This window comes from Burkholderia sp. IO2 (assembly GCF_029522185.1).
In the GTDB taxonomy this organism is placed as follows: Bacteria; Pseudomonadota; Gammaproteobacteria; order Burkholderiales; family Burkholderiaceae; genus Burkholderia; species Burkholderia cenocepacia.
On sequence record NZ_JAKWFH010000042.1, the window covers coordinates 1 to 20,554 of the forward strand.

Below are 20,554 nucleotides of genomic sequence, written 5' to 3' on the forward strand. Positions count from 1 at the left end.
CGGCGCTCGTCGAGCGCATCGTCGCGACGGCGCCCGCGCCGCAGCGCGCCCGCCGGCGCGGCGCCGTATGGTGGTCGGGCGCGGCGTTCGCGGGCGTCGGCCTGGCCGGCGCGCTCGCGGGGGCGGTGGCCGTGTCGATGCTGATGCTCGGCAGCGCGTCGCCGGCGCAGCACGAGCCGGGCTATCTGACGACGACGTTTGGCGGTCCGAGCGTGGACGGGAGTGACGAATGACCGAACGCGGCTGGAAATTCACCCTCGTCGGCTCGGTCGTGCTGAACGTGTTCATGCTCGGCGCGATCGGCGGCGGCGCGTATCAATGGTTCTCGACTCACCGCGACGGGCACGCGGCGGGCGCGCCCGCATCGCGCACCGCGTTGCGTTTCGCGGCGGACGGCTTGCCCGATGCGCGGCAGCGCGAATTCGCCGCGGCGCTGAAGGCGGCTCGCAAGAGCGGTCGCGACTTCGCGCGCGAAGGGCGCGACGGCCGGATCACCGTGCTGGACCTGCTCGCCGCGCCGCAACTCGATCGCGCGGCGATCGATGCGGCGCTCGACCGCACGCGCGCGGCCGACACTGCGATGCGTGCGCAGGTCGAGCGCAGCGTCGTCGATTTCGCGGCGACGCTGACGCCCGACGAGCGCGCGAAGTTCGTCGACGGGTTGCAGCACAGCGGCAACTGGCGTTTGCCGCCGAGGCTGCAGAAGAAACCGGACGCGTCGACGAGCGAGTAAGCCGCGCGTGGGCGGCGCGCGATCTGCGCGCCGCTCGTGCGCCGCTCGTGCGTCATGCGTGCGCCGGTTCCGGCGAATCGCGCGGTCGTTGTCCGCTGACGATCCACGCCGCCGTGTTGCGCGATTTCCGCCCGGCGCTTCCACAGCAAAAAATATTTTCCCGCCCCGCGACGGATTTCCCGGCGTGCTTGCGTTGAACGTGAATACGCACCGCAAGAGAGCCCGTCATGGACCACCCGAACGACGCCACGCCGGCCGCGATCGCGCTGAACCGCTTCGGTCTCGGCGCGCGCGCCGACGAAGCCCCTCCCGCCGACCCGAAGGCCGCATTGCTCGCCCAGTTCGACCGCTACGATGCGCGACCCGCCGCATGGGCCGGCGAGCCGGACGCGGTCACGCTCGCCACGCGCTTCGCGAACACCCGCAACGCGATGACGGGCGACGACGCGGCCGCGAAGCGCGCCACCGCGCAGTCGATCCGCCGCGACGGCTACGACGCGTATCGCGGCGCCGTCGCCGCGCGCATGAACAGCGCGCTGAACACGTCCACGCCGTTCGTCGAGCGTCTCGTGCATTTCTGGGCGAATCATTTCGCGGTGTCGGTCGACAAGGGGCAGGTGGCCGCGTACGCGGGCGCATTCGAACGCGACGCGATCCGTCCGCACGTGCTCGGCCGTTTCGAGGACATGCTCGTCGCCGTCGAGCAGCATCCCGCGATGCAGGTGTTCCTCGACCAGGCGCGCTCGGTCGGTCCCGACAGCCCGGCCGCACTGCGTGCGCAGGCACGCGATCCGTCCGCGAAGCGCGGGCTCAACGAGAACCTCGCACGCGAAATCATGGAGCTGCACACGCTCGGCGTGCGCACCGGCTACACGCAGGCCGACGTGACGGAATTCGCCCGCGCGCTGACCGGCTGGAGCATCGCCGGCGGGCGCGGGGTGCAACCGGGCGATGCGGCGCCGGGCGCATTCGTGTTCCGGCCGAATCTGCACGAACCCGGCACGCGCACGGTGATGGGGCGCACCTACGATCAACCGGGTGAAGCGCAGGCGCGCGCGATCCTGCGCGACCTCGCGCGATCGTCGGCGACCGGCCGACACGTCGCGTTCCAGCTCGCCCGTCATGTCGTCGCCGACAATCCGCCGCCCGCGCTGACCGAGCGGCTCGCGCGCGCCTTCGATGCGAGCGGCGGCGACCTGCCGACCGTCTATCGCGCGCTCGTCGACGCGCCCGACGCGTGGTCGCCGGTCAACCGCAAGTTCAAGACGCCGTGGGAGTGGGCCGTGTCGTCGCTGCGCGGGCTCGGCTGGCGCGACACCGGCGATCTCAAGGCCGCGCCGCTGCTCGCCCAGCTCGGCCAGCCGGTGTGGCGGCCGGGTTCACCGGCCGGCTACGACGACGTCGCCGCGAGCTGGGCCGCGCCCGATGCGCTGGTGCGCCGCGTCGAGATCGCGCAGCGTCTGGCCGCACGCACGGGCGACCGGCTCGATCCGCGCACGCTCGGCAACACGCTGCTCGCCGGTTCGCTGAGCGCGCCGACCGCGACCGCGCTCGCGCGCGCCGAAAGCGCGACGACGTCGCTCGCACTGCTGCTCGTTTCGCCCGATTTCCAACGGAGATGACCATGGCACTATCCCGCCGACGATTCCTCAGTGTGGCCGCGGCCGGCGCGGGCGCGATGCTCGTCGCGCCGCGGCTCGTGTTCGCGAATGTCGAGACCGACCGGCGCTTCGTGTTCGTGATCCAGCGCGGCGCGGCCGACGGCCTGAACATCGTCGTCCCGTATGCGGAGCCCGCGTATGCGTCGCTGCGCGGCCCGCTCGCGATCGACACGACGGCCGCGACGCGGCTCGACGGCACGTTCGCGCTGCATCCGTCGCTCGCGCAAACCGCGCAGATGTACCGCGACGGCCAGGCGCTGTTCGTCCATGCGATCGCGTCGCCGTATCGCGACCGCTCGCATTTCGACGGCCAGAACGTGCTCGAAACGGGCGGCCGGGCGCCGTACCAGGTCAAGGACGGCTGGCTGAACCGGCTCGCCGCGCTGCTGCCGGCGACGCGCGACGACGCAATCGCGTTCGCGCCGACCGTACCGCTCGCGCTGCGCGGCGCGGTGCAGGCCGCGTCGTATGCGCCGTCCGGTTTGCCGGCCGCGCCGGACGATCTGCTCACGCGCGTGTCGGCGCTCTACGAAGCCGATGCGCAGCTCGGCCCGTTGTGGCAATCCGCGATGGAAGCACGCGGCCTCGCCGGCGACGCGCATGCGCGACAGGACCCGGCCGGCGTCGGCAAGCTCGCCGCGACGTTTCTCGCGCGCGACGACGGCCCGCGGATCGCGATGATCGAGACGGGCGGCTGGGATACCCATAGCGCGCAGAACGCGCGGCTCGCGAATCAGTTGAAGGCGCTCGACACGATGCTCGCCGCGCTGCGCGACGGCCTCGGGCCCGCGTGGCAGCAGACCACGGTGCTGGTCGCGACCGAGTTCGGCCGCACGGCCGCGGTGAACGGCACGGGCGGCACCGATCACGGGCAGGCGTCGGTCGCGATGCTCGCGGGCGGCGCGGTGGCAGGCGGCCGCGTGATCGCCGACTGGCCGGGGCTGCGGCCGGGCGACCTGTACGAAGGGCGCGACCTGAAGCCGACTGCGTCGCTCGATGCGCTGATCGCGGGCGCCGCCGCCGACAGCCTGCGGCTCGACCCGCGCCGCACCGCATCCGCGCTGTTCGCGGAAAGCGGTACGACACGGCCGATGAGCGGCCTGATTCACGGAGCCGCGTGACGCGTCGTGTCGCCGCGATCGGCCGACAACCGATGACACAACAGGGAGCATCGACAATGAAGATCCGGTCTGTTTCGCTCGCCATGCTGGTGAGCGCGAGCGCCGTGCTGATGTCCGCGTGCGTGGTCGAGCCCGTGCGGCCGCCGCAGCCCGCGCCCGTCGCCGAGGTGGCGCCGCCACCGCCCGCACCCGGCTATCGCTGGGCCAGGGGGCATTACCGGTGGGCCGGCAATCACTGGGCGTGGGTGCCCGGGCACTGGGTGGCGGTGTACTGACACGGCAAGCGTGTCGACGTGTCGCGCGGCGGGATCGACGCGCCGGAGCAAGCGGCGATGCGAAGTGCCGCAGCCACGGCGGATCTCGGCGGGATCGACCTCGTCCGTCGAGCGGCGCAACGCAGTCTAGTCCCACCCGATCCGGTGCTTCGCTTGCGTCTCGCGATGGCGCCAGTCGTCGTCCGCGTGAAGATACTGGCTCGTCGTCGTGAGCGACACATGGCCGAGGTTGTCGCGCACGAGCCGCAGATCGACGCGGCCGTCGGCCATGTGCGAGCCCGCGCTGTGACGCAGCCAGTGCGCGGACGCCTGTTCGAGCACGCGCGCCGCTTGCTCGCCGGCTTCGCCGTTCGCGCGCAGCCGGTCGGCCGCGTGCCGGAACACCTGCTTCACGATCCGGTGCAGCGCCGCACGCGTGAGCGGCTTGCGCGCCTAGCCGACCGGCAGCACGAGCGGCGTCGGCTCGCCGTCGACCGGCAGCGCGGGCAGGCCGTGCGCACGCCGGTAGCGCGCCAGCTCGGTCATCATCTCGTCGGTGGCCGGCACGAGCCGCTGCCGGCCGCCTTTGCCCGTCACGTCGAGCCACCAGCGTTCGTGCCCGTCCGCATCGCGGCGGCAGAAGAACCGGCCCATCGTCGTATCGGCCGCTTCGGTGATGCGCAGCCCGCCGAGATACAGCAACGTGAACAGCCAGCGCGCGCGATCCGCATGGAAGCGGGCGCGCGCATCGTCGCGCGGCATCGCGGCGATCGCATCCTTCACCGCTTGCCACAGCGGCTGCCCGAGATGGCGCGTGACGCGCGGCGCGGGCCGGCGCTGCCGCTGCCGCGACAACGCGAGCGGATTGCCGGCCAGATAGCCGGCCTGCACGAGCCACGAGAACATCACGTTCAGGATCACCAGCGCCTGCCGCTGGCTGGCTGCCGACAGCGGCCCGTAAAACGGCCGCCAGCGCGGATCGTCGCGCGGATGCTTGCGGCCGCCGTTCGCGCACCACAGCTCGGCCGGCGCGGGCGCGAGCAGGAATTGCCGGTACACGACGAGATCCTCGTGCGTGAGCGACGACAGCGGCTTGCCGCATGCGATCACGGCCCACAGCAGCAGGCGCTCGGCTTCCTTGCGGTAGTTCTGGAACGTGGTCGGCGTATCGACGAAGCGCGCGAGCCAGGCGCGCACGGCGTCGAGGTCATGGGTCGCGGCGATCTGCGGATGCGCGCTGCCCGAGCGGTTGGTGCCCGTGCGTCCGTCGAGCGCGGCCGGCACGGCCAGCGTATCGATCGGCAGCGGGCGCAGCGCGGTGTCGTTGGACGAAGCGGATGAGGTCATGCGAAGGAAACGCGCTGCGCGAACCGCGCGGGCGTGGCCGGGCGGACGAAGGCAGCGCGCCAAAGCGTATCGGGAAGCGCCGATGGTACACGATCACCACACGGTGAAGCCGCCGTCGACGGCGATCGTCTGGCCGGTCACGAAGCGTGCGGCGGGCGAGCACAGCCACATCACCGTTTCCGCGACGTCGCGCGGCTCGCCGAGCCGTGCCATCGGCGTGGCCTGCATCAGCCGCGCCATGTCGTCGCGGTTGTCCGGCCGGTCGGTGATCGCCGTGTTCGCGATGCCGCCGGGGCACACGGCGTTCACGCGAATGCCGCGGCTCGCATAGTCGAGCGCCACCGCTTTCGTGAGGCCGACGACACCGCTTTTCGACGCCGAATACGCGGCGAGCCCGGGGCCGCTGACGAGCCCCATGATCGACGACGTGTTGACGATCGCGCCGCCGCCCGATTGCAGCATGTGCCGGCATTCGTGCCGGATGCACAGCCACACGCCTTTCAGGTTGACCGCGATCGTGCGGTCCCATTCGTCCTCGTCGAATTCGGCGGCCGGTGCGCCGCGCGGCGCGATGCCCGCGTTGTTGAACGCGAGGTCGAGGCGGCCGAAGGTGTCGACCGTCGTGTCGATCGCATGGCGCACGTCGGCGTCGCGCGACACGTCGGTGCGCAGCACGATCGCCTTCGCGCCGAGGCGCTCGATCTCGTGCGCGGTGTCTTCCGCGGCCGCCACGGCGGTGTCCAGCAGCGCGACCTGCGCGCCGGCTTCGGCGAAGCACAGCGCGGCCTGGCGTCCGATGCCGGTCGCCGCGCCGGTCACGACGGCGACTTGTCCTGCGAAGCGTTCCATTCCTGTCTCCTGAAGCGCGGGTCGGACGGACAGGTTAGGCGGGCTGCGCCGATGCTTCGACGTTGAAACGGACTAGGCGGATTCGGCGGTGGCGGCATTGCGGCGAACGCTTCACCCCAGCGACAGCACGCTGTTCAACAACAGCCGCACCAGCGTTGCCTGCCGCGTGACACCGGTCTTCGAAAAGATCGCACGCAGATGCGAGCGCGCGGTGTTCTTGCTGATCGCCAGCTCGTCGGCCGCTTCCTCGAGCGTCTGTCCGTTGACGAGCGCGAGCGCCAGCGCGGTCTCGGCCGGCGTCAGGTCGAACAGCTTGCGCACGATCTCGTGCGACGCCTGCGACTTGCGCTCGGCATCGCGGATGAAGATCGCGCACGCCGGCCGGCGCGGATTGTCCTCCGACCACTCGCTGAGCGGCACCGCGCGGATCAGCACGCCGAGCCGCGGCTTGCCGGACGGGCGCGGCACCGCGATCGCGTGCGCGACCGACGGCGTGCTGCCCGTGCGTTCCGCGAGCACCTGGCGGATCAGCTTCTGCAGCTTGCGGTCCTCCAGCGGATACGACGCTTCGAGCGCGCCGCCGCGCACGCGCAGGCCGTCGCATTCGGCGAAGATCTCGTCGGCGACGGAATTGGTCTTCATGATCGCGCCGCGCTCGTCGAGGATCGCGGTGCCGACGAGCATGCGGTCGATCGTGCTCGCATACAGCGTGCGCTCGGATTCGACCATCCCGAACTTCGCGTGCAGCCGCACCGCGCGCTTCAGGTGCGGCAGCAGCGCGTTGCACACGGCCTTGTCGGTCGCCGAGAATGCGTGGTCGCGATGTGAACGGCACACGCGAAAGCGGCACTCGACGCCGTCGTGCGTGCGCAGGTCGGCGCCCATCAGATGGCCGACGTCGAGCGGCTTCAGGAATTCGGCATACATCGCGCTGTTGCGCCAGACGCCGGCGCCGAGCAACTCGTCGACCGTGACGACGCGATCGGTCGGCAGGTTCACGAACGGGTCGAGCGCGTAGTAGTAGCTGTTGTACGACGCGACGCCCGGCAGCGGCGCGCTGTTTTCCGACGCATTGATCATCAGCCCCGCATGGCCGCTGGCGGGCCAGCGCAGGATCATCGTCGCGTAGTTCGCGTGCAGGTGCACGCGGATCTGTTCGAGCGCGCCGCCCCACGGGACGTCCTCGAGCGGGCCTTCGTAGATCTTCGTGAGCAAGGCGTCGAACTGCTCGAGCGTCAGTTTCGACTGGGCAAGATGCGGCGGCAGGGCCGCGGTCGCCGTGGTCATTCGGGTTGTCTCCTGTTGCGGCCGCCGGGTCGCGATGCGCTCGGCGTGCACGTGCGGACCGCCGGCGGCTGCGCAGAGCGGAACCGGAACACGGTAACGTATCGGCGCGCGCGCGACATCCCATAAATGAGGGTGGTCGAACCGGTTTTGTAAGGTATTTGTGAACTTTCGCGCCGGGCGGCTCGTCTAATCGGCCCTCCAACGCTCCCAGAGGAACATCAGATGATTCGCCCTTCCCGAACGCTGCTTGGCGCGGCCATCCTTGCCGGCAGCACGCTCCTCGCCGGATGCCAGACCGATGCGGCGGCCACCGCGCCGGCCGCGGCCCGCCCGGCCGACGGCAAGCCCGTGACCCGGACCGTCTACGTCGCGCCGCAGTCCGCGCGCTGCACGGGCGTCGCGCCGATGGAGTGCCTGCAGGTGCGCAGCAGCCCGGGCGAGCCGTGGAGCCTGTGGTACGCGGGTATCGAAGGCTTTGCGTACCAGCCCGGCTACCTGTACACGCTCGAAGTCGACGAATATCGCGTCGCGCAGCCGCCGGCCGACGGTTCGTCGATCCGCTGGGTGCTCAAGCGCGTCGTCGAGCGCCGCCCGGTGAACTGACGGCCGCGATCACGCGGAAGGGCGCGCCGCCGCATGGGCCGGCGGCGCGGCCGTATCGATCCGCCGGAACACGACGGACGACAGCAGCGTCACGGCGCCCATGCACGCGAACGACAGCATGAACCCGTGCGCCATCGAGCCGCGATAGGCGGCGAACAGGTTGACGAGCCCGCCGCCGATCGAGACGCCCAGACCCATCGCGAGCATCTGCATCATCGTGAACAGGCTGTTGCCGCTGCCGGCGTCGGCATGCGACAGCCCCTTGAGCGTCACGCCGTTCATCGCCGCGAACTGCATCGAATTCGCCGCGCCGAACACGATCAGCAGCACGCCTTCCAGCACCGGCGCGGGCCGCGCCGACACCAGCGCGAACCCCGCGATCGCGCAGCCGACGATCCCCGTATTCACGACCAGAAACGTCGCATAGCCGAAGCGCTTCACGAGCGGCGCGATCCACCGTTTCGCGACGACGCCCGCGATCGCGGCCGGCAGCATCATCAGCCCCGACTGCAGCGGCGTATAGCCGAGCTGCACCTGCATCAACAGCGGCAGCATGAACGGCACCGAACTCGTGCCGATCCGGCACAGCAGGTTGCCGAGCAGCCCGGACCCGAAGTTCGGCTCGCGGAACAGCCCGAGCCGGAACAGCGGCTGCGCGCGTCGCCGCGCGTGCGGCAGGTACGCGAGCGCGCTTGCCAGCCCGAGCGCCGCAAGCCCGGCCGCCCACGCGGCGCGGTGCGCGGACATCGGCGGGTCGATCGCGAGCGACAGCGCGATCATCGCGGCCGACAGCAGCGCGCAGCCGACGAAGTCGAACGGCGGCGGCTGCGTCGCCTGGTCGTGCGGCAGGTAGCGCTGCACGGCGATGAAGCCGACCACGCCGACCGGCACGTTGACGATGAACACCCAGTGCCACGAAATCGCCTGCGTGAGCCAGCCGCCGAGCGTCGGCCCGACGATCGGGCCGAGCTGGCCGGCGATCGACACGAACGCGATCGCCGCGACGTACTGTTCGCCCGGCACGCGACGCAGCACGGCAAGCCGCCCGATCGGCAGCAGCATCGAGCCGCCGATGCCCTGCACGGCGCGCGCGACGACCAACTGGCCGAGCGTATGCGACGCCGCGCAGCCGATCGACGCGAGCACGAACACGAGGATCGCGACCGAGAACACGCGGCGCGTGCCGAACCGGTCGGCGAGCCAGCCGGACGCCGGCGTGAGCATCGCCATCGTCAGCGTGTAGACGACCACGACGGGCTGCATCGCGAGCGGCGACGCCTGCAGGCTTTGGGCGATCGACGGTAGCGCGGTGTTGACGATCGTCGTGTCGAGCGACTGCATGAAGAACGCAGCGGCGACGATCCAGAGCAGCGCGGAGTGTGTGGGTTCCCGGGACATGGCGAAATCGGTGGGGCGAAGGTCCGGCAGGCGGCGCCGCTGCGCGGTCGCGCGGCGCGTGCCGGACGTCGAGCGCTCGATGGTACCGATTCCGCTGGTCATCGGGAAGCCGCCTCAAGGCATTGACTGTCATCGGAAATGACGATGACAATGCGGGATGCTCAATCCCGTCTGGCTCAAGACGTTCGCGACCGTCACGAACTGCCGCAGCTTCACCGAAGCGGGCCGGCAGCTCGGGCTCAACCAGTCGAGCGTCAGCGAACACATCCGTCGCCTCGAAGAGAGCGTCGGCCGCCGGCTGTTCGTGCGCGATACCCATTCGATCGCGATGACGGCCGACGGCGAGGCGCTGCTCGTGCACGCGAACGTGATCCTGCAGGCGCTGAACCGCGCCGAATCGCAATTTCGCAAGCCGCGGCTGCAGGGGCGCGTGCGGCTCGGCGCGTCGGACGATCTCGCGCTCGTCGCGCTGCCGGAGGTGCTGGCCGGGTTCCGCGCCGCGCATCCCGATGTCGCGCTGGAAATCACCACCGGCATGACGAGCCGGCTCTACGCACTGATGGACGCGGGCGCGCTCGACCTGATGATCGGCAAGCGGCGGCTCGGCGAACGGCGCGGCACGCCGCTGCTGCGCGCGCGGCTCGAATGGGTCGCGCGGCCGGGCACCGTCGTCGATCTGGAGCGCCCGCTGCCGCTCGTGCTGGTGGCCGAGCCGAGCGTCACGCGCGCGGTGGTGCTGAATGCGCTCGCGGAAAAGGGCATCGGCTGGGAAGTCGTGTGTTCGAGCAGCAGCCAGCCGGGCTGCATCGCGGCCGCGCGCGCGGGGCTCGGGCTGACCGCGACGTCGCAGTACCTGTCCGCGCGCGGCCTGGCGCCGCCCGTGAACGGCGACGGGCTGCCCGCGCTGCCCGACGTCGAATTCATCGCGCTGGCCGCGAAGCGGCTCAGCCAGCCGGCCGGCACGTTGCTCGAGCTGCTGGAAACCAGCGATCTGCGCGCGTCGGGCGCGGACGCGTGACGCCGGCTACGCCCGCGCGGCATCCGGCGCGCGTGCATCCGGCGACCGCGCCGTGCATCGTCATGCCGACCGTTTCTGCGAAATCACCAGCAACGCGCCGTTCCTGTCCTCCAGCACCGCGCGGTATTCGTGCGGTCCGGCCTGCACGGGCACGCGCACCGATGCGCCGGCCTTCACGACCCGCGCCATCGCCGCATACAGGTCGTCGTCCTCGTCGACGCGCAGCGTGAGCGCCGCGCGCTCGACGATCTGCTCGTCGCCCGCGACCAGCGCGATCGTCAGCGGGCCGCCGTCGAGCGCGCAATAACGGTCGCCGTCGCGAAACTTCACGTTCAGGCCGAGCCCGTCGACGAACAGCGGCAACGCCGTGTCGATGTCGTCGACCGGATACAGCAGCATCGATACCTTCATCCCGGTTCTCCCTTGTCTTGATGTGGGCGGCGTGCAATGCGCCGTCGTCCGATGCTAGCGCGCCGCTCGCGTGCTCACGCAGTCCGATCGGATGACCGTGAAACCCCTCTGTCGCCGCGGGCGTCCGGCTACTCCGAACAGATGATGCCCGCGCCAGCCGGCGCGCCGACACTCCCATTCGTGGACCGTCGCTATTCGTCCGTATCGTGCGGGCGGCCTGCGCGACCCCGATTCGTCCAACAGACATGGAGACGCACGCAATGAAGTTTTCCCTCATCTACGAAGCCCAGACCACCGACGCGTCGCGCGAGGGCGACCACCGGGTGTTCAAGGAAACGGTCGAACAGGCGCTGCTCGCCGAGCAGGTCGGTTTCGACACGATCTGGTGCGTGGAACACACGTCGCTGACCAACTATGCGCACATGAGCGCGCCGGAAACCTTCCTCGCGTACCTGGCCGGCCGCACGACGCGCATCGGCCTCGGTCACGGCGTCGTGTGCCTGCCGCCGGCGATGAATCACCCGATCAAGGTGGCCGAGCGGGTCGCGCTGCTCGACATCCTGTCGGGTGGCCGCGTGCATTTCGGCGTCGGCAAGGGCGGCAGCCAGCAGGAAGCCGGCGCGTTCGGCTACGACCTCGACGCGCTGCAGCCGATGATCGACGAATCGATGTACCTCGTGCCGAAGATGTTCGTGCAGGACGAGATCGAGCACGACGGCCAGTACATCAAGATTCCGAAGCGCCCGATCCACCCGAAGCCGTTCCAGGACCCGCACCCGCCGATGTACCTCGCATGCACCAACACCGACGCGCTGCTGCGCGCCGGCCAGCGCGGGATGGGCGCGCTGGTGCTCGGCTTCGGCGGCCCCGACGAAGTCGCGAAGAAGAACGCGGTGTACCGCGACGCATGGGCGAACCGCAAGCCGGAAGACCAGGTCGGCTTCCGCCCGACGCAGCACCTCGCCGCGCTGTGCCCGACGGTGGTGATGGCGGACGGCCAGGCGGCCCGCAAGATCGGCATCCGCGGCCAGCGCTACTTCATGGAATCGCTCGCGTACTGGTACACGGGCGGCGAGCGGCCGGACCCGGCGAAGTGGGGCGACGACCTCGTGCAGGCCGACACCGGCGAGATGGTGATCCGCTCGCGCTTCGCGTCGGAGGAAGTCGTCGTGAACTTCGCCGACCCGGCGCTCGCGATGATGAACCCGAACCACGCGTACGGCACGGTGGACGACTGCATCGGCTATGTCGGCCGCCTGCAGGCAGCCGGTGTCGACGAAGTGCTGTTCCTGTGCCAGATGGGTACGGTGCCGCACGAAGCGCAGATGGAGACGATCCGCAACATCGGCGAGCACGTGATCCCGTTCTTCAATCGCGAGAAGGAACGGGCCTGCGCGTGACGCACCGGGCCGCGCCCGTCGTCCGGTCGGACGATGCGGCGCGCTCGCGCGAAGCCGACCATCGGTGGTGGCGAGCATCGCCCGCGGCCAGGCCGCGCCGAACAACTTTGAACGGGAGCGGGGCGGGCGCCGCGGCGCCGCCCCGTTCCACAGGAGACATTCGTGCATCGCGACAACGATTCGAACGCATTGGCCGCCACGCTGATCGCCCGGGCCGAGGCGCTGGCGCCGACGCTGGCCGGCCGCGCCGCGCACGCGCAAGCGCAGGGCCGCATCCCGGCCGAGACGATCGCCGACATGCAGGCCGCCGGCTTCTTCAAGGTGCTGCAGCCGAAGCGTTACGGCGGCTACGAGCTCGATCCGCAGACCTTCTTCGAGATCCAGATGGCGCTCGCGCGCGGCTGCATGTCGACCGCGTGGGTGTACGGCGTCGTCGGCGTGCACAACTGGCAGCTCGCGCTGTTCGACGAACGCGCGCAGCAGGACGTGTGGGGCAACGATCCGGCGACGCTGATCGCGTCGACCTACATGCCGGTCGGCCGCGTGACGCCGGTGGACGGCGGCTTCCGGCTGTCGGGCCACTGGAAGTTCTCGAGCGGCAGCGAACTGTGCGAATGGGTGTTCCTCGGCGCGCTGGTGCCGCCGGCCGAGGCCAGCCAGCCGCCCGAATACCGCACCTTCCTGCTGCCGAAAGCCGACTACCGGATCGAGCAGGACTGGGACGTGCTCGGCCTGCGCGCGACGGGCAGCCACGACATCGTCGTCGACGACGCGTTCGTGCCCGCGTACCGCACGCACAAGGCGATCGACGGGATGATGGGCACGAGCCCCGGGCTGGCGGTCAACGACGCGCCGCTGTTCAAGCTGCCGTTCGCGCAGATTTTCGTGCGTGCGGTGTGCACGTCGTGCATCGGCGCGCTGCAGGGTGCGCTCGACGATTTCACCGGCTATGCGACGACGCGCGTGTCCGCCAACAGCGGCGCGAAGACGACCGACGATCCGGGCGCGCAGCACGCATGCGCGAACGCGGCGGTGGCGATCGACGAGATGAAGGTGCTGCTCCAGCGCAATTTCGCGGAACTGATGGCGTCGGTGACCGGCGGCCCGGCGGTGTCGATCGAGCGCCGCGTGCATTTCCGCTACCAGTCCGCGCAGGTCGCCGAACGCTGCGCGCAGGCCGCGAACGCGCTGCTGCGCTATGCGGGCGGCAACGGCATCTATCACCGCAATCCGCTGGTGCGCCGCTTCCTCGACCTGCATGCGGCCCGCGCGCACTACGCGAACAACGTGGACCGCTTCGGCCAGAACCTCGGCGCGGTGATGCTCGGCCGCGAGAACACCGATTTCTTCATCTGACGGGGCCAGGATGAACGACACGCAAGCACGGCAATACGCGTTCGACGTGGTGGTCGTCGGCTCGGGCGCGGGCGCGTTGCTCGCCGCGTGCCGCGCGGCCGACCACGGGCTGTCCGTCGTGGTGATCGAGAAGACGGCGCGGTACGGCGGCACGTCGGCGGTATCGGGCGGCGGCATCTGGGTGCCGTGCAATCACCATATCGCCGAACTCGGCGCGACCGACTCGCGCGACGCCGCGCGCCGCTATCTCGACGCGTGCACGGCCGGCGCCTCGACGCCCGACAAGCTCGATGCGTATCTCGACCGCGCGCCGGAGATGCTGCGCTATCTGGAATCGAAGACGCCCGTGCGCTATCAGGCGCTGCCGATGTATGCGGACTATTTCCAGAAGCTGCCGGGCGCGATGCCGGGGTATCGCGCGCTCGATCCGCTGCCATTCGACGGCGGGCTGCTCGGCGACGAGTTCGAGCGGCTGCGGCCGCCGTCGCCCGGCACGCTGATCGGCGGGCGCGTCGCGGTGACGTCGAAGGAAGCGCATACGCTGTTCTCGCGCGGCCCCGGTTTCATGCGGCTCGCGATCGCGCAGTTCGGCCGCTACTGGCTCGATGTCGGCATGCGCCGCCGCACGCGGCGCGACCGGCGCCTGACGCTCGGCAATGCGCTGATCGGCGGGCTGCGTCGCGCACTGCTCGACCGTCACGTGCCCGTGTGGCTCGAGACGCCGATGCGCGACCTGCTCGAGGTGGACGGCCGCGTGACGGGCGTACGCGTGCAGCGCTTCGGACAGCCGGTGACGATCGCCGCGCGGCGCGGCGTGATCCTCGGCGCGGGCGGTTTCGAGCGCAACCAGCCGATGCGCGAACGTTACCTGCCGCAGCCGACCCGGACGCAGTGGAGCGCGACGCCGCCGTCCAACACGGGCGATGCGATTGCCGAAGGTCACCGGCTCGGCGGCGCGCTGGCGCTGATGGAGCACGTGTGGGGTGCGCCGACCGTCGGCGTCGCGGGCGAGGAGAAGCAGCGCGCGCTGTTCGTCGAACGCAACCTGCCGGGCTGCGTGATCGTCAACGGCCTCGGCCGGCGCTTCGTCAACGAGGCCGCGCCGTATTCCGAATTCGTGCCAGCGATGTATCGCGATCATGCGCGCACCGGCGCGAGCGTGCCGGCATGGATGGTGTTCGACGCGCGCTTTCGCCGCAAGTATCCGTGCGGGCCGATCATGCCGGCGTCGATGATGCCCGATTCGCGGATCCCGGATGCGTTTCGCGACGTGCTCGTGAAGGCCGACACGATCGACGCGCTGGCCGCGCGGATCGGCGTCGACGCGGCAGGGTTGCACGACACGCTGCGCGACATGGCGCGCTACGCGATCACCGGTGTCGACGAAGCGTTCGGCAAGGGCGACAACGCGTTCGACACGTATTACGGCGACCCGCGGAACCAGCCGAACCCGTGCCTGGGGCCGGTCGACCAGCCGCCGTTCTATGCGGTGCGGATCGACGCCGGCGACATCGGCACGAAGGGCGGGCTCGTCACCGACGCGCACGCCCGCGTGCTGCGCGCCGACGGCGAACCGATCGACGGCCTCTATGCGATCGGCAACACCAGCGCATCGATGATGGGCGCGAGCTACCCCGGCGCGGGCTCGACGCTCGGTCCGGCGATGACCTTCGGGTATCTCGCCGCCGATCACCTGGCCGCCCGCGCGGCCGACGCCGGCGGGCGGTCCGCCCGGCCATCCACGACAGAACCTGACGGAGTCCGATCATGAGCGATCTCACCCCCCATCCGCTGCGCACCGACATGCTGCTCGCGATGCGTCGCCTCGCGCGTTCGGTCACGGTCATCAGCAGCGCGCACGACGGCCGGCGCTACTCGATGTCCGCGACGGCGGTCGATTCGCTGTCGACCGATCCGCCGTCGCTGCTGATCTGCATCAACCGCACCGCGTCGCTGTATCCGCCGCTCGATGCGGGCGCGCCATTCTGCGTGAACGTGCTGTCCGCGCGCCACGAAGGCATCGCGATCGACTGCAGCGGCCGCCTGAAGGGCGAAGCGCGCTTCACGACCGGCGACTGGCACACGTCGCCGCACGGCGTGCCGTATCTGCGCGATTCGCAGGCGAGCCTCGTGTGCGAGCAGGACGGCCGCTTCGAATACGGTACGCATACGGTGTTCATCGGGCGCATCCGCGAGGTGCTGATGAGCGGCGACGTCGATCCGCTCGTCTATCTCGACGGCGCCTATACGACACCCGGCGCGCCGGTGGCCCATGCGGCCGCGTGACGCAAGGAACCGGCGATGAGCGATTCACGCTTCCATCGGCTGACCGTGGCCGACGTGATTGCCGAGAGCGACGACGCGTGCTCGTTCGTGTTCGACGTGCCGGCCGCGTTGCGCGACGCGTTCGCGTACCGGCCGGGGCAGTTCCTGACGCTGAACGTGCCGTGCGCGGATGCGGCCGTCGCGCGCTGCTATTCGCTGTCCAGCGCACCCGGCATCGATGCGGCGCCGAAGATCACCGTCAAGCGCGTGCGTGACGGCCGCGCATCGAACTGGCTGTGCGATCGCGTGAAGGCGGGCGACGCGCTCGACGTGCTGCCGCCGGCCGGCGTGTTCACGCCGCGCACGCTCGACGCCGATTTGCTGTTGTTCGCGGGCGGCAGCGGCATCACGCCCGTGCTGTCGATCCTGAAATCGGCGCTCGTGCACGGCCGCGGGATGCTGACGCTGATCTATGCGAATCGCGACGAGCGTGCGGTGATTTTCCGCGACGAACTGCAGCAGCTCGCGCAGCGCCATCCGGGCCGCCTGCGCGTGATGCACTGGCTCGACAGCGTGCAGGGCATCCCGCAACAGCGCCATCTCGAGGAGCTCGCGCGGCCGTTCAGCCAGCAGGAGACGTTCATCTGCGGGCCCGCGCTGTTCATGGAGAACGCGCTGGCCGCGATGCTCGGCCTCGGGCTGCCGCGTGCGCGCGTGCACGTCGAGCGGTTCGCGTCGCTGCCCGATGCGCCGGCGCAGGCAGGCGGCGCGCCGGTGGACGCGGCGCCGGCAACGTCGACGTCCGGTGCAGCTGCCGCGATCGAGACGGTGCTCGACGGCGACGCATTCGCGTTCGACGGCGCGCCCGGCGAAACGCTGCTCGACGCGATGCTGCGCGCGGGCGTCCCGGCGCCGAATTCGTGCCGGATGGGGCAATGCGGCGCGTGCATGTGCCGGATCGAGCGCGGCGCGGTCGCGCTCGACCGCAACCACGTGCTCGACGACGACGAGATCGCGGCCGGCTGGACGCTCGCCTGTTGCGCGCGGCCCGCGAGCGATGCGCTGCGCGTGGTGTTTCCCGACTGAGCCGTGGCGCGCCGGCGGCGCGCGCGGCAACCTGATCTATGACGATGGACAACGAAATCCTGACCACGCCCGCGCTGATCGCGCGGGCAGCCGCGCGCCACGGCGCGCATCCGGCGATCGAGTCGGAGCACGGCCGGCTGACCTACGCGGAACTCGACGCCGCGCGCATCGATGCGGCCCGCGCGCTGCTCGCGAGCGGCATCGATCCCGGCGACCGCATCGCGGTCTGGGCGCCGAACCTGCTGCAATGGATCGTCGCGGCGCTCGCGATCCATACCGTCGGCGCGGTCCTCGTGCCGGTCAATACGCGGATGAAGGGGATGGAGGTCGGCGGCATCCTGCACGACGGCGGTGCGCGGCTGCTGTTCTGCTGCGGCACCTTCCTCGGCGAATCCTATCCGGCGATGCTCGCGCCGCATCGGCCGGCGACGCTCGAGCGCGTCGTCGTGTTCGACGGCGAACCGCCTTCGGGGGCGCACGACGAGACCTGGAACGCGTTTCTCGCGCGCGGCGCGGCGGTGCCGCTTGTCGCGGTGCGTGAACGCGAGGCGCAGGTCACGCCCGACACCGTGATGGACCTGATGTTCACCTCCGGCACGACGGGGCGCCCGAAAGGCGTGATGACCGCGCACGGCCAGAACCTGCGTGCCGCGCAGGCGTGGGCGGCGATCGCCGGCGTGCGCCCGGACGACCGTTACCTAATCGTCAATCCGTTCTTCCATACGTTCGGCTACAAGGCCGGCTGGCTCGCCGCGCTGTCGAGCGGCGCGACCGTGCTGCCGCATCTGGTGTTCCAGCCGGACGACGTGCTGCGGCGCGTCGCCGCCGACCGCGTGTCGGTGCTGCCCGGCCCGCCGACGCTGTACTACGCGCTGCTCGACGCGCCCGATCGCGCGACGCGCGATCTGTCGTCGCTGCGGATCGCGGTGACGGGGGCGGCTGCGATCGCGCCGAGCCTGATCGAGCGGATGCGCGCGGAGCTCGGTTTCGAGACGGTGCTGACCGGCTACGGGCTCACCGAGTCGTGCGGCTTCGCGACGCTGTGCCGCCAGGGCGACGATGCCGAGACGGTCGCCCGTACGTCGGGCCGGCCGATGCCGGACGTCGAGCTGCGCATTGCGGGGCCGGGCGGCGAGCCGCTCGGGCCGGACGAGACCGGCGAGATCTGGGTGCGCGGCTACAACGTGATGCGCGGCTACTTCAACCAGCCGGACGCCACGCGCGAGACCGTCGATGCGGCGGGCTGGCTGCATACGGGCGATCTCGGCTGCGTCGACGCGAACGGCAATCTGAAGATCACCGACCGTATCAAGGACATGTTCATCGTCGGCGGTTTCAACTGCTATCCGGCGGAGATCGAGCGGCTGCTCGCCGCGCATCCGGCGATCGCGCAGGTCGCGCTGGTCGGCGTGCCCGACACGCGGCTCGGCGAAGTCGGGCACGCCTATGTCGTGCTGCGGCCCGGCGCGCACGTCGATGCCGACGAACTGAACGACTGGGCGCGCCGCAACATGGCGAACTACAAGGTGCCGAGGTATTTCACGTTCGTCGCGCAATTGCCGACGAGCGCGGCCGGCAAGGTGCTGAAGTACCGGCTGCGCGCGGCGACCGAGGCGGCGGCCTGAGCGAAGAAGCCACAACCCTGAACGGGATGAACGCATGAACGACAACGGATTTCCGGCGGGCGCGGTACTCGTGTTCGGTGGCAGCGGCGGCATCGGGCAGGGCGTCGCGCTCGAGTTCGCGCGCGCCGGTGTGCCGGTCGCGGTCGGTTACCGCAGCAAGGCCGACGTCGCCGAGCGCGTGGCGCGCGATATTCGCGGCGAGGGCGTCGCGGCCACCACGCACTGCGTGGACGTGACCGATCCGGCGCAGGTCGATGCCGCGCTCGCGGCGGCGATCGACGCGCATGGGCGCGTGCATACGGTCGTCTGGGCGGCCGGGCCATTCGTGAACCAGCGCCATATCGGCGACATGACGCACGACGACTGGCGCCGCGCGATCGACGTCGAGACGATCGGCTTCTTCGTCGCCGCGAAAGCCGCGCTGCCGCATTTCCGTGCGTCGGGCGGTGGCTCGTTCGTGACGCTCGGCTCGGCCGGCCATCTGCGCTGGCCCGATCGCGACGGGCTGTCGGTCGCGCCGAAGGCAGCGAACGAGGCGCTGGTCAAGGGGCTGGCGCGCGAGGAAGGGCGTTACGACATTCGCGCGAATTCGATCCTGGTCGGCGTGATCGAGGCCGGGATGTTTCCGGTGCTGCTCGAGCAGGGCCAGTTCGACCCGGCGTGGATCGACGAGACGCGGAAGATGCTCGCGCTCAAGCGCTGGGGCAAGGCGCACGACGTGGGGCGCGCGGCGGTGTTTCTCGCGTCGGACCGGGCGGGTTACATCACCGGGCAGCAGTTGAACGTCTCGGGCGGGTACGGGTTGTAACCGCGTATCTCCGTTGCGCGTGACGCCGACCAGATGCATGCGCACGCATCGGTATTTGCCCTGCCTCGTCACGCACGAGCGCGCATCAGCGCCGCTTGCGACCGGCACGAGGTCGCACTTTTGCAACGCTTTTTCAACGTATTCCTCCGCGCACGAGTGATCGCAACGGCGATCCACGTGCGCTGACGGCCGTCCGGCCTCGTCGTGCCTGCATCGCGCGATCGGCGCGAGAGGCCGCCTTTCGCGTGTTTCGGCGCCGCTCGCCGAATACGGATACGTTCCTGAAACATTTCCCCTCGTTTGCGATCCGCGCCACGCCCTGTCCCGATGGGTAGCGCTTCTTCCGCTTCGGTCCGCGCCGCATGGCACGCCCTTTGCGGTTCCCCCGATGTCGCCCGCGCAGACGCATTTCGCCAGAACGATCCGCGCATCGGCGGCATGTAACGACATCGAAACAGACGGGGAATCGGATCGGGTCGCGCGCGCCGTGTGCCACGGCGCCTGCGCAGCGCATGTCGTATCGGTCATGCGCACCGCGCAACGCGTCCCCGATCCGTCGAACAGCAAGCGTGCTTGCAAGGTGTCGTGCCGGGGTTCGCATCGCGCATCGCGACGAAGGTCGCGTGTGCGTCGCGTCGTGCCCGGCACATGTCGGGGGAGACGCCCGTGAAAACGACAGCGAACCAATGGGCAGCGGTCGCGGTGATGTTCGTCGCGAGCGCGCACGCGCAGGAAATCTACCTGCAGGGCGGCACGCAGGGCGTCGGCATCGGCGCGGCCGTGAGCTTCAATTCGATACTGGGCGCGCACGCGGATTTCAACGCGATCAATCTGACGCATGACTTCACGGTGGCCGGCAACCGCTATCAGGACGACCTGAAGCTGCGCCAGGGCGGCATCTATGCGGACATCTTCCCGTGGCGAGGCAGCGGCTTTCGCGCGACGCTCGGGCTGCGCTTCAACGACGACGAGCTTCACGGCGTGTCGGTGCCGACCAACGGAACCTACGTGTTCGGCGGCAAGCGCTATCCGGCGCTGCCGGGGATGTACGCGGTCGCGCAAGCGCGCTATCCGACCGTGATGCCGTATGTCGGGATCGGCTACGGACATCGACCGGCGTCGAAAGGGCTCGGGTTCGTCGCGGACATCGGCGTCGCGTACGGGATACCGAAATGTTCGTACACGCTGTCGCCGGAACTGGCCGCGGCGGCCGGACCGGCGAAGAGCCAGGTACTGGTCGCGAGCGGGCTCGACTCGCTGCGGCAGATGATGTCGCGCTACCGGTGGTATCCGGTGCTGCAGATCGGCATCTCGTACCGCTTCTGAACGCGC

General features: G+C 70.3%; 18 protein-coding genes and 2 pseudogenes. 15 read left to right on the top strand and 5 right to left on the bottom strand.

The features are described from left to right. From MMB92_RS24445 to MMB92_RS24465, 5 genes and pseudogenes are all read left to right on the top strand, one after another. Positions 1-233: pseudogene (locus MMB92_RS24445) on the top strand (hypothetical protein); the annotation flags it as partial. Next, on the top strand, positions 230-733 hold the full coding sequence (locus MMB92_RS24450; protein ID WP_006483702.1) for a periplasmic heavy metal sensor: 504 nt from the start codon (positions 230-232) through the stop codon (positions 731-733). The pseudogene MMB92_RS24445 and the gene MMB92_RS24450, both read left to right, overlap by 4 nt. A gap of 227 nt (positions 734-960) precedes the next feature. Then, on the top strand, positions 961-2,355 hold the full coding sequence (locus MMB92_RS24455) for a DUF1800 domain-containing protein (protein WP_084751492.1): 1,395 nt from the start codon (positions 961-963) through the stop codon (positions 2,353-2,355). Beyond that, positions 2,352-3,515 (top strand): DUF1501 domain-containing protein, encoded by a 1,164-nt coding sequence (locus MMB92_RS24460; protein ID WP_171984039.1) that lies wholly within the window; start codon positions 2,352-2,354, stop codon positions 3,513-3,515. Before MMB92_RS24455 ends, MMB92_RS24460 begins: the two co-directional genes overlap by 4 nt. Positions 3,516-3,571: 56 nt before the next feature. Continuing rightward, a complete protein-coding gene (locus MMB92_RS24465) occupies positions 3,572-3,790 on the top strand; it encodes a YXWGXW repeat-containing protein (RefSeq protein WP_006483699.1) in 219 nt (72 codons plus the stop codon). Positions 3,791-3,916: 126 nt separating this feature from the next. Here MMB92_RS24465 and MMB92_RS24470 read toward each other — a convergent pair. The 3 genes and pseudogenes from MMB92_RS24470 to MMB92_RS24480 form a co-directional block, all read right to left on the bottom strand. Next, a pseudogene (locus tag MMB92_RS24470) lies at positions 3,917-5,116 on the bottom strand (tyrosine-type recombinase/integrase). Positions 5,117-5,209: 93 nt separating this feature from the next. Further along, complete coding sequence (locus tag MMB92_RS24475) at positions 5,210-5,965, bottom strand: SDR family NAD(P)-dependent oxidoreductase (protein WP_084751491.1); 756 nt, start codon at positions 5,963-5,965, stop codon at positions 5,210-5,212. Between the two features lie 111 nt (positions 5,966-6,076). Further along, on the bottom strand, positions 6,077-7,252 hold the full coding sequence (locus MMB92_RS24480; RefSeq protein WP_006483696.1) for a LuxR family transcriptional regulator: 1,176 nt from the start codon (positions 7,250-7,252) through the stop codon (positions 6,077-6,079). 222 nt (positions 7,253-7,474) lie between these two features. Here MMB92_RS24480 and MMB92_RS24485 point away from each other — a divergent pair, with 222 nt between their 5' ends. Continuing rightward, the gene (locus tag MMB92_RS24485) at positions 7,475-7,855 is read left to right on the top strand and encodes a DUF4377 domain-containing protein (RefSeq protein WP_034202277.1); all 381 of its coding nucleotides are present in this window, start codon (positions 7,475-7,477) and stop codon (positions 7,853-7,855) included. A gap of 9 nt (positions 7,856-7,864) precedes the next feature. On the opposite strand, the gene mdtD is transcribed toward MMB92_RS24485, so the two are convergent. After that, a complete protein-coding gene (gene mdtD, locus MMB92_RS24490; protein WP_241277169.1) occupies positions 7,865-9,253 on the bottom strand; it encodes a multidrug transporter subunit MdtD in 1,389 nt (462 codons plus the stop codon). A 157-nt stretch (positions 9,254-9,410) separates the two neighbouring features. Here mdtD and MMB92_RS24495 point away from each other — a divergent pair, with 157 nt between their 5' ends. Next, positions 9,411-10,271 carry a LysR substrate-binding domain-containing protein gene (locus MMB92_RS24495; RefSeq protein ID WP_006483122.1) on the top strand — a complete coding sequence of 287 codons (861 nt, stop codon included), beginning with the start codon at positions 9,411-9,413 and terminating at the stop codon, positions 10,269-10,271. 60 nt (positions 10,272-10,331) lie between these two features. Here the strand turns inward: MMB92_RS24495 and MMB92_RS24500 are convergent, their stop codons facing one another. Continuing rightward, on the bottom strand, positions 10,332-10,682 hold the full coding sequence (locus tag MMB92_RS24500; protein ID WP_006483121.1) for a VOC family protein: 351 nt from the start codon (positions 10,680-10,682) through the stop codon (positions 10,332-10,334). Positions 10,683-10,942: 260 nt separating this feature from the next. Between MMB92_RS24500 and MMB92_RS24505 the strand changes: the two genes are divergently transcribed. From MMB92_RS24505 to MMB92_RS24540, 8 genes are all read left to right on the top strand, one after another. Further along, positions 10,943-12,082 carry an LLM class flavin-dependent oxidoreductase gene (locus MMB92_RS24505; protein WP_006493091.1) on the top strand — a complete coding sequence of 380 codons (1,140 nt, stop codon included), beginning with the start codon at positions 10,943-10,945 and terminating at the stop codon, positions 12,080-12,082. Between the two features lie 162 nt (positions 12,083-12,244). Next, complete coding sequence (locus MMB92_RS24510; protein ID WP_277563002.1) at positions 12,245-13,438, top strand: acyl-CoA dehydrogenase family protein; 1,194 nt, start codon at positions 12,245-12,247, stop codon at positions 13,436-13,438. 10 nt (positions 13,439-13,448) lie between these two features. Continuing rightward, positions 13,449-15,209, top strand: coding sequence for an FAD-dependent oxidoreductase (locus tag MMB92_RS24515; RefSeq protein ID WP_048988167.1), 1,761 nt, complete (start codon positions 13,449-13,451; stop codon positions 15,207-15,209). Continuing rightward, positions 15,206-15,724, top strand: a complete 519-nt coding sequence (locus MMB92_RS24520; protein ID WP_006483126.1) for a flavin reductase family protein — start codon at positions 15,206-15,208, stop codon at positions 15,722-15,724. Before MMB92_RS24515 ends, MMB92_RS24520 begins: the two co-directional genes overlap by 4 nt. 15 nt (positions 15,725-15,739) lie before the next feature. Then, a complete protein-coding gene (locus MMB92_RS24525; RefSeq protein WP_059720821.1) occupies positions 15,740-16,789 on the top strand; it encodes a ferredoxin--NADP reductase in 1,050 nt (349 codons plus the stop codon). A gap of 38 nt (positions 16,790-16,827) precedes the next feature. Next, a complete protein-coding gene (locus tag MMB92_RS24530; RefSeq protein WP_084751488.1) occupies positions 16,828-18,414 on the top strand; it encodes a FadD3 family acyl-CoA ligase in 1,587 nt (528 codons plus the stop codon). A gap of 34 nt (positions 18,415-18,448) precedes the next feature. Next, positions 18,449-19,222, top strand: coding sequence for an SDR family oxidoreductase (locus MMB92_RS24535; protein ID WP_006481545.1), 774 nt, complete (start codon positions 18,449-18,451; stop codon positions 19,220-19,222). A 648-nt stretch (positions 19,223-19,870) separates the two neighbouring features. Beyond that, positions 19,871-20,548 (top strand): hypothetical protein, encoded by a 678-nt coding sequence (locus MMB92_RS24540; RefSeq protein WP_084752133.1) that lies wholly within the window; start codon positions 19,871-19,873, stop codon positions 20,546-20,548. Positions 20,549-20,554 lie beyond the last annotated feature (6 nt).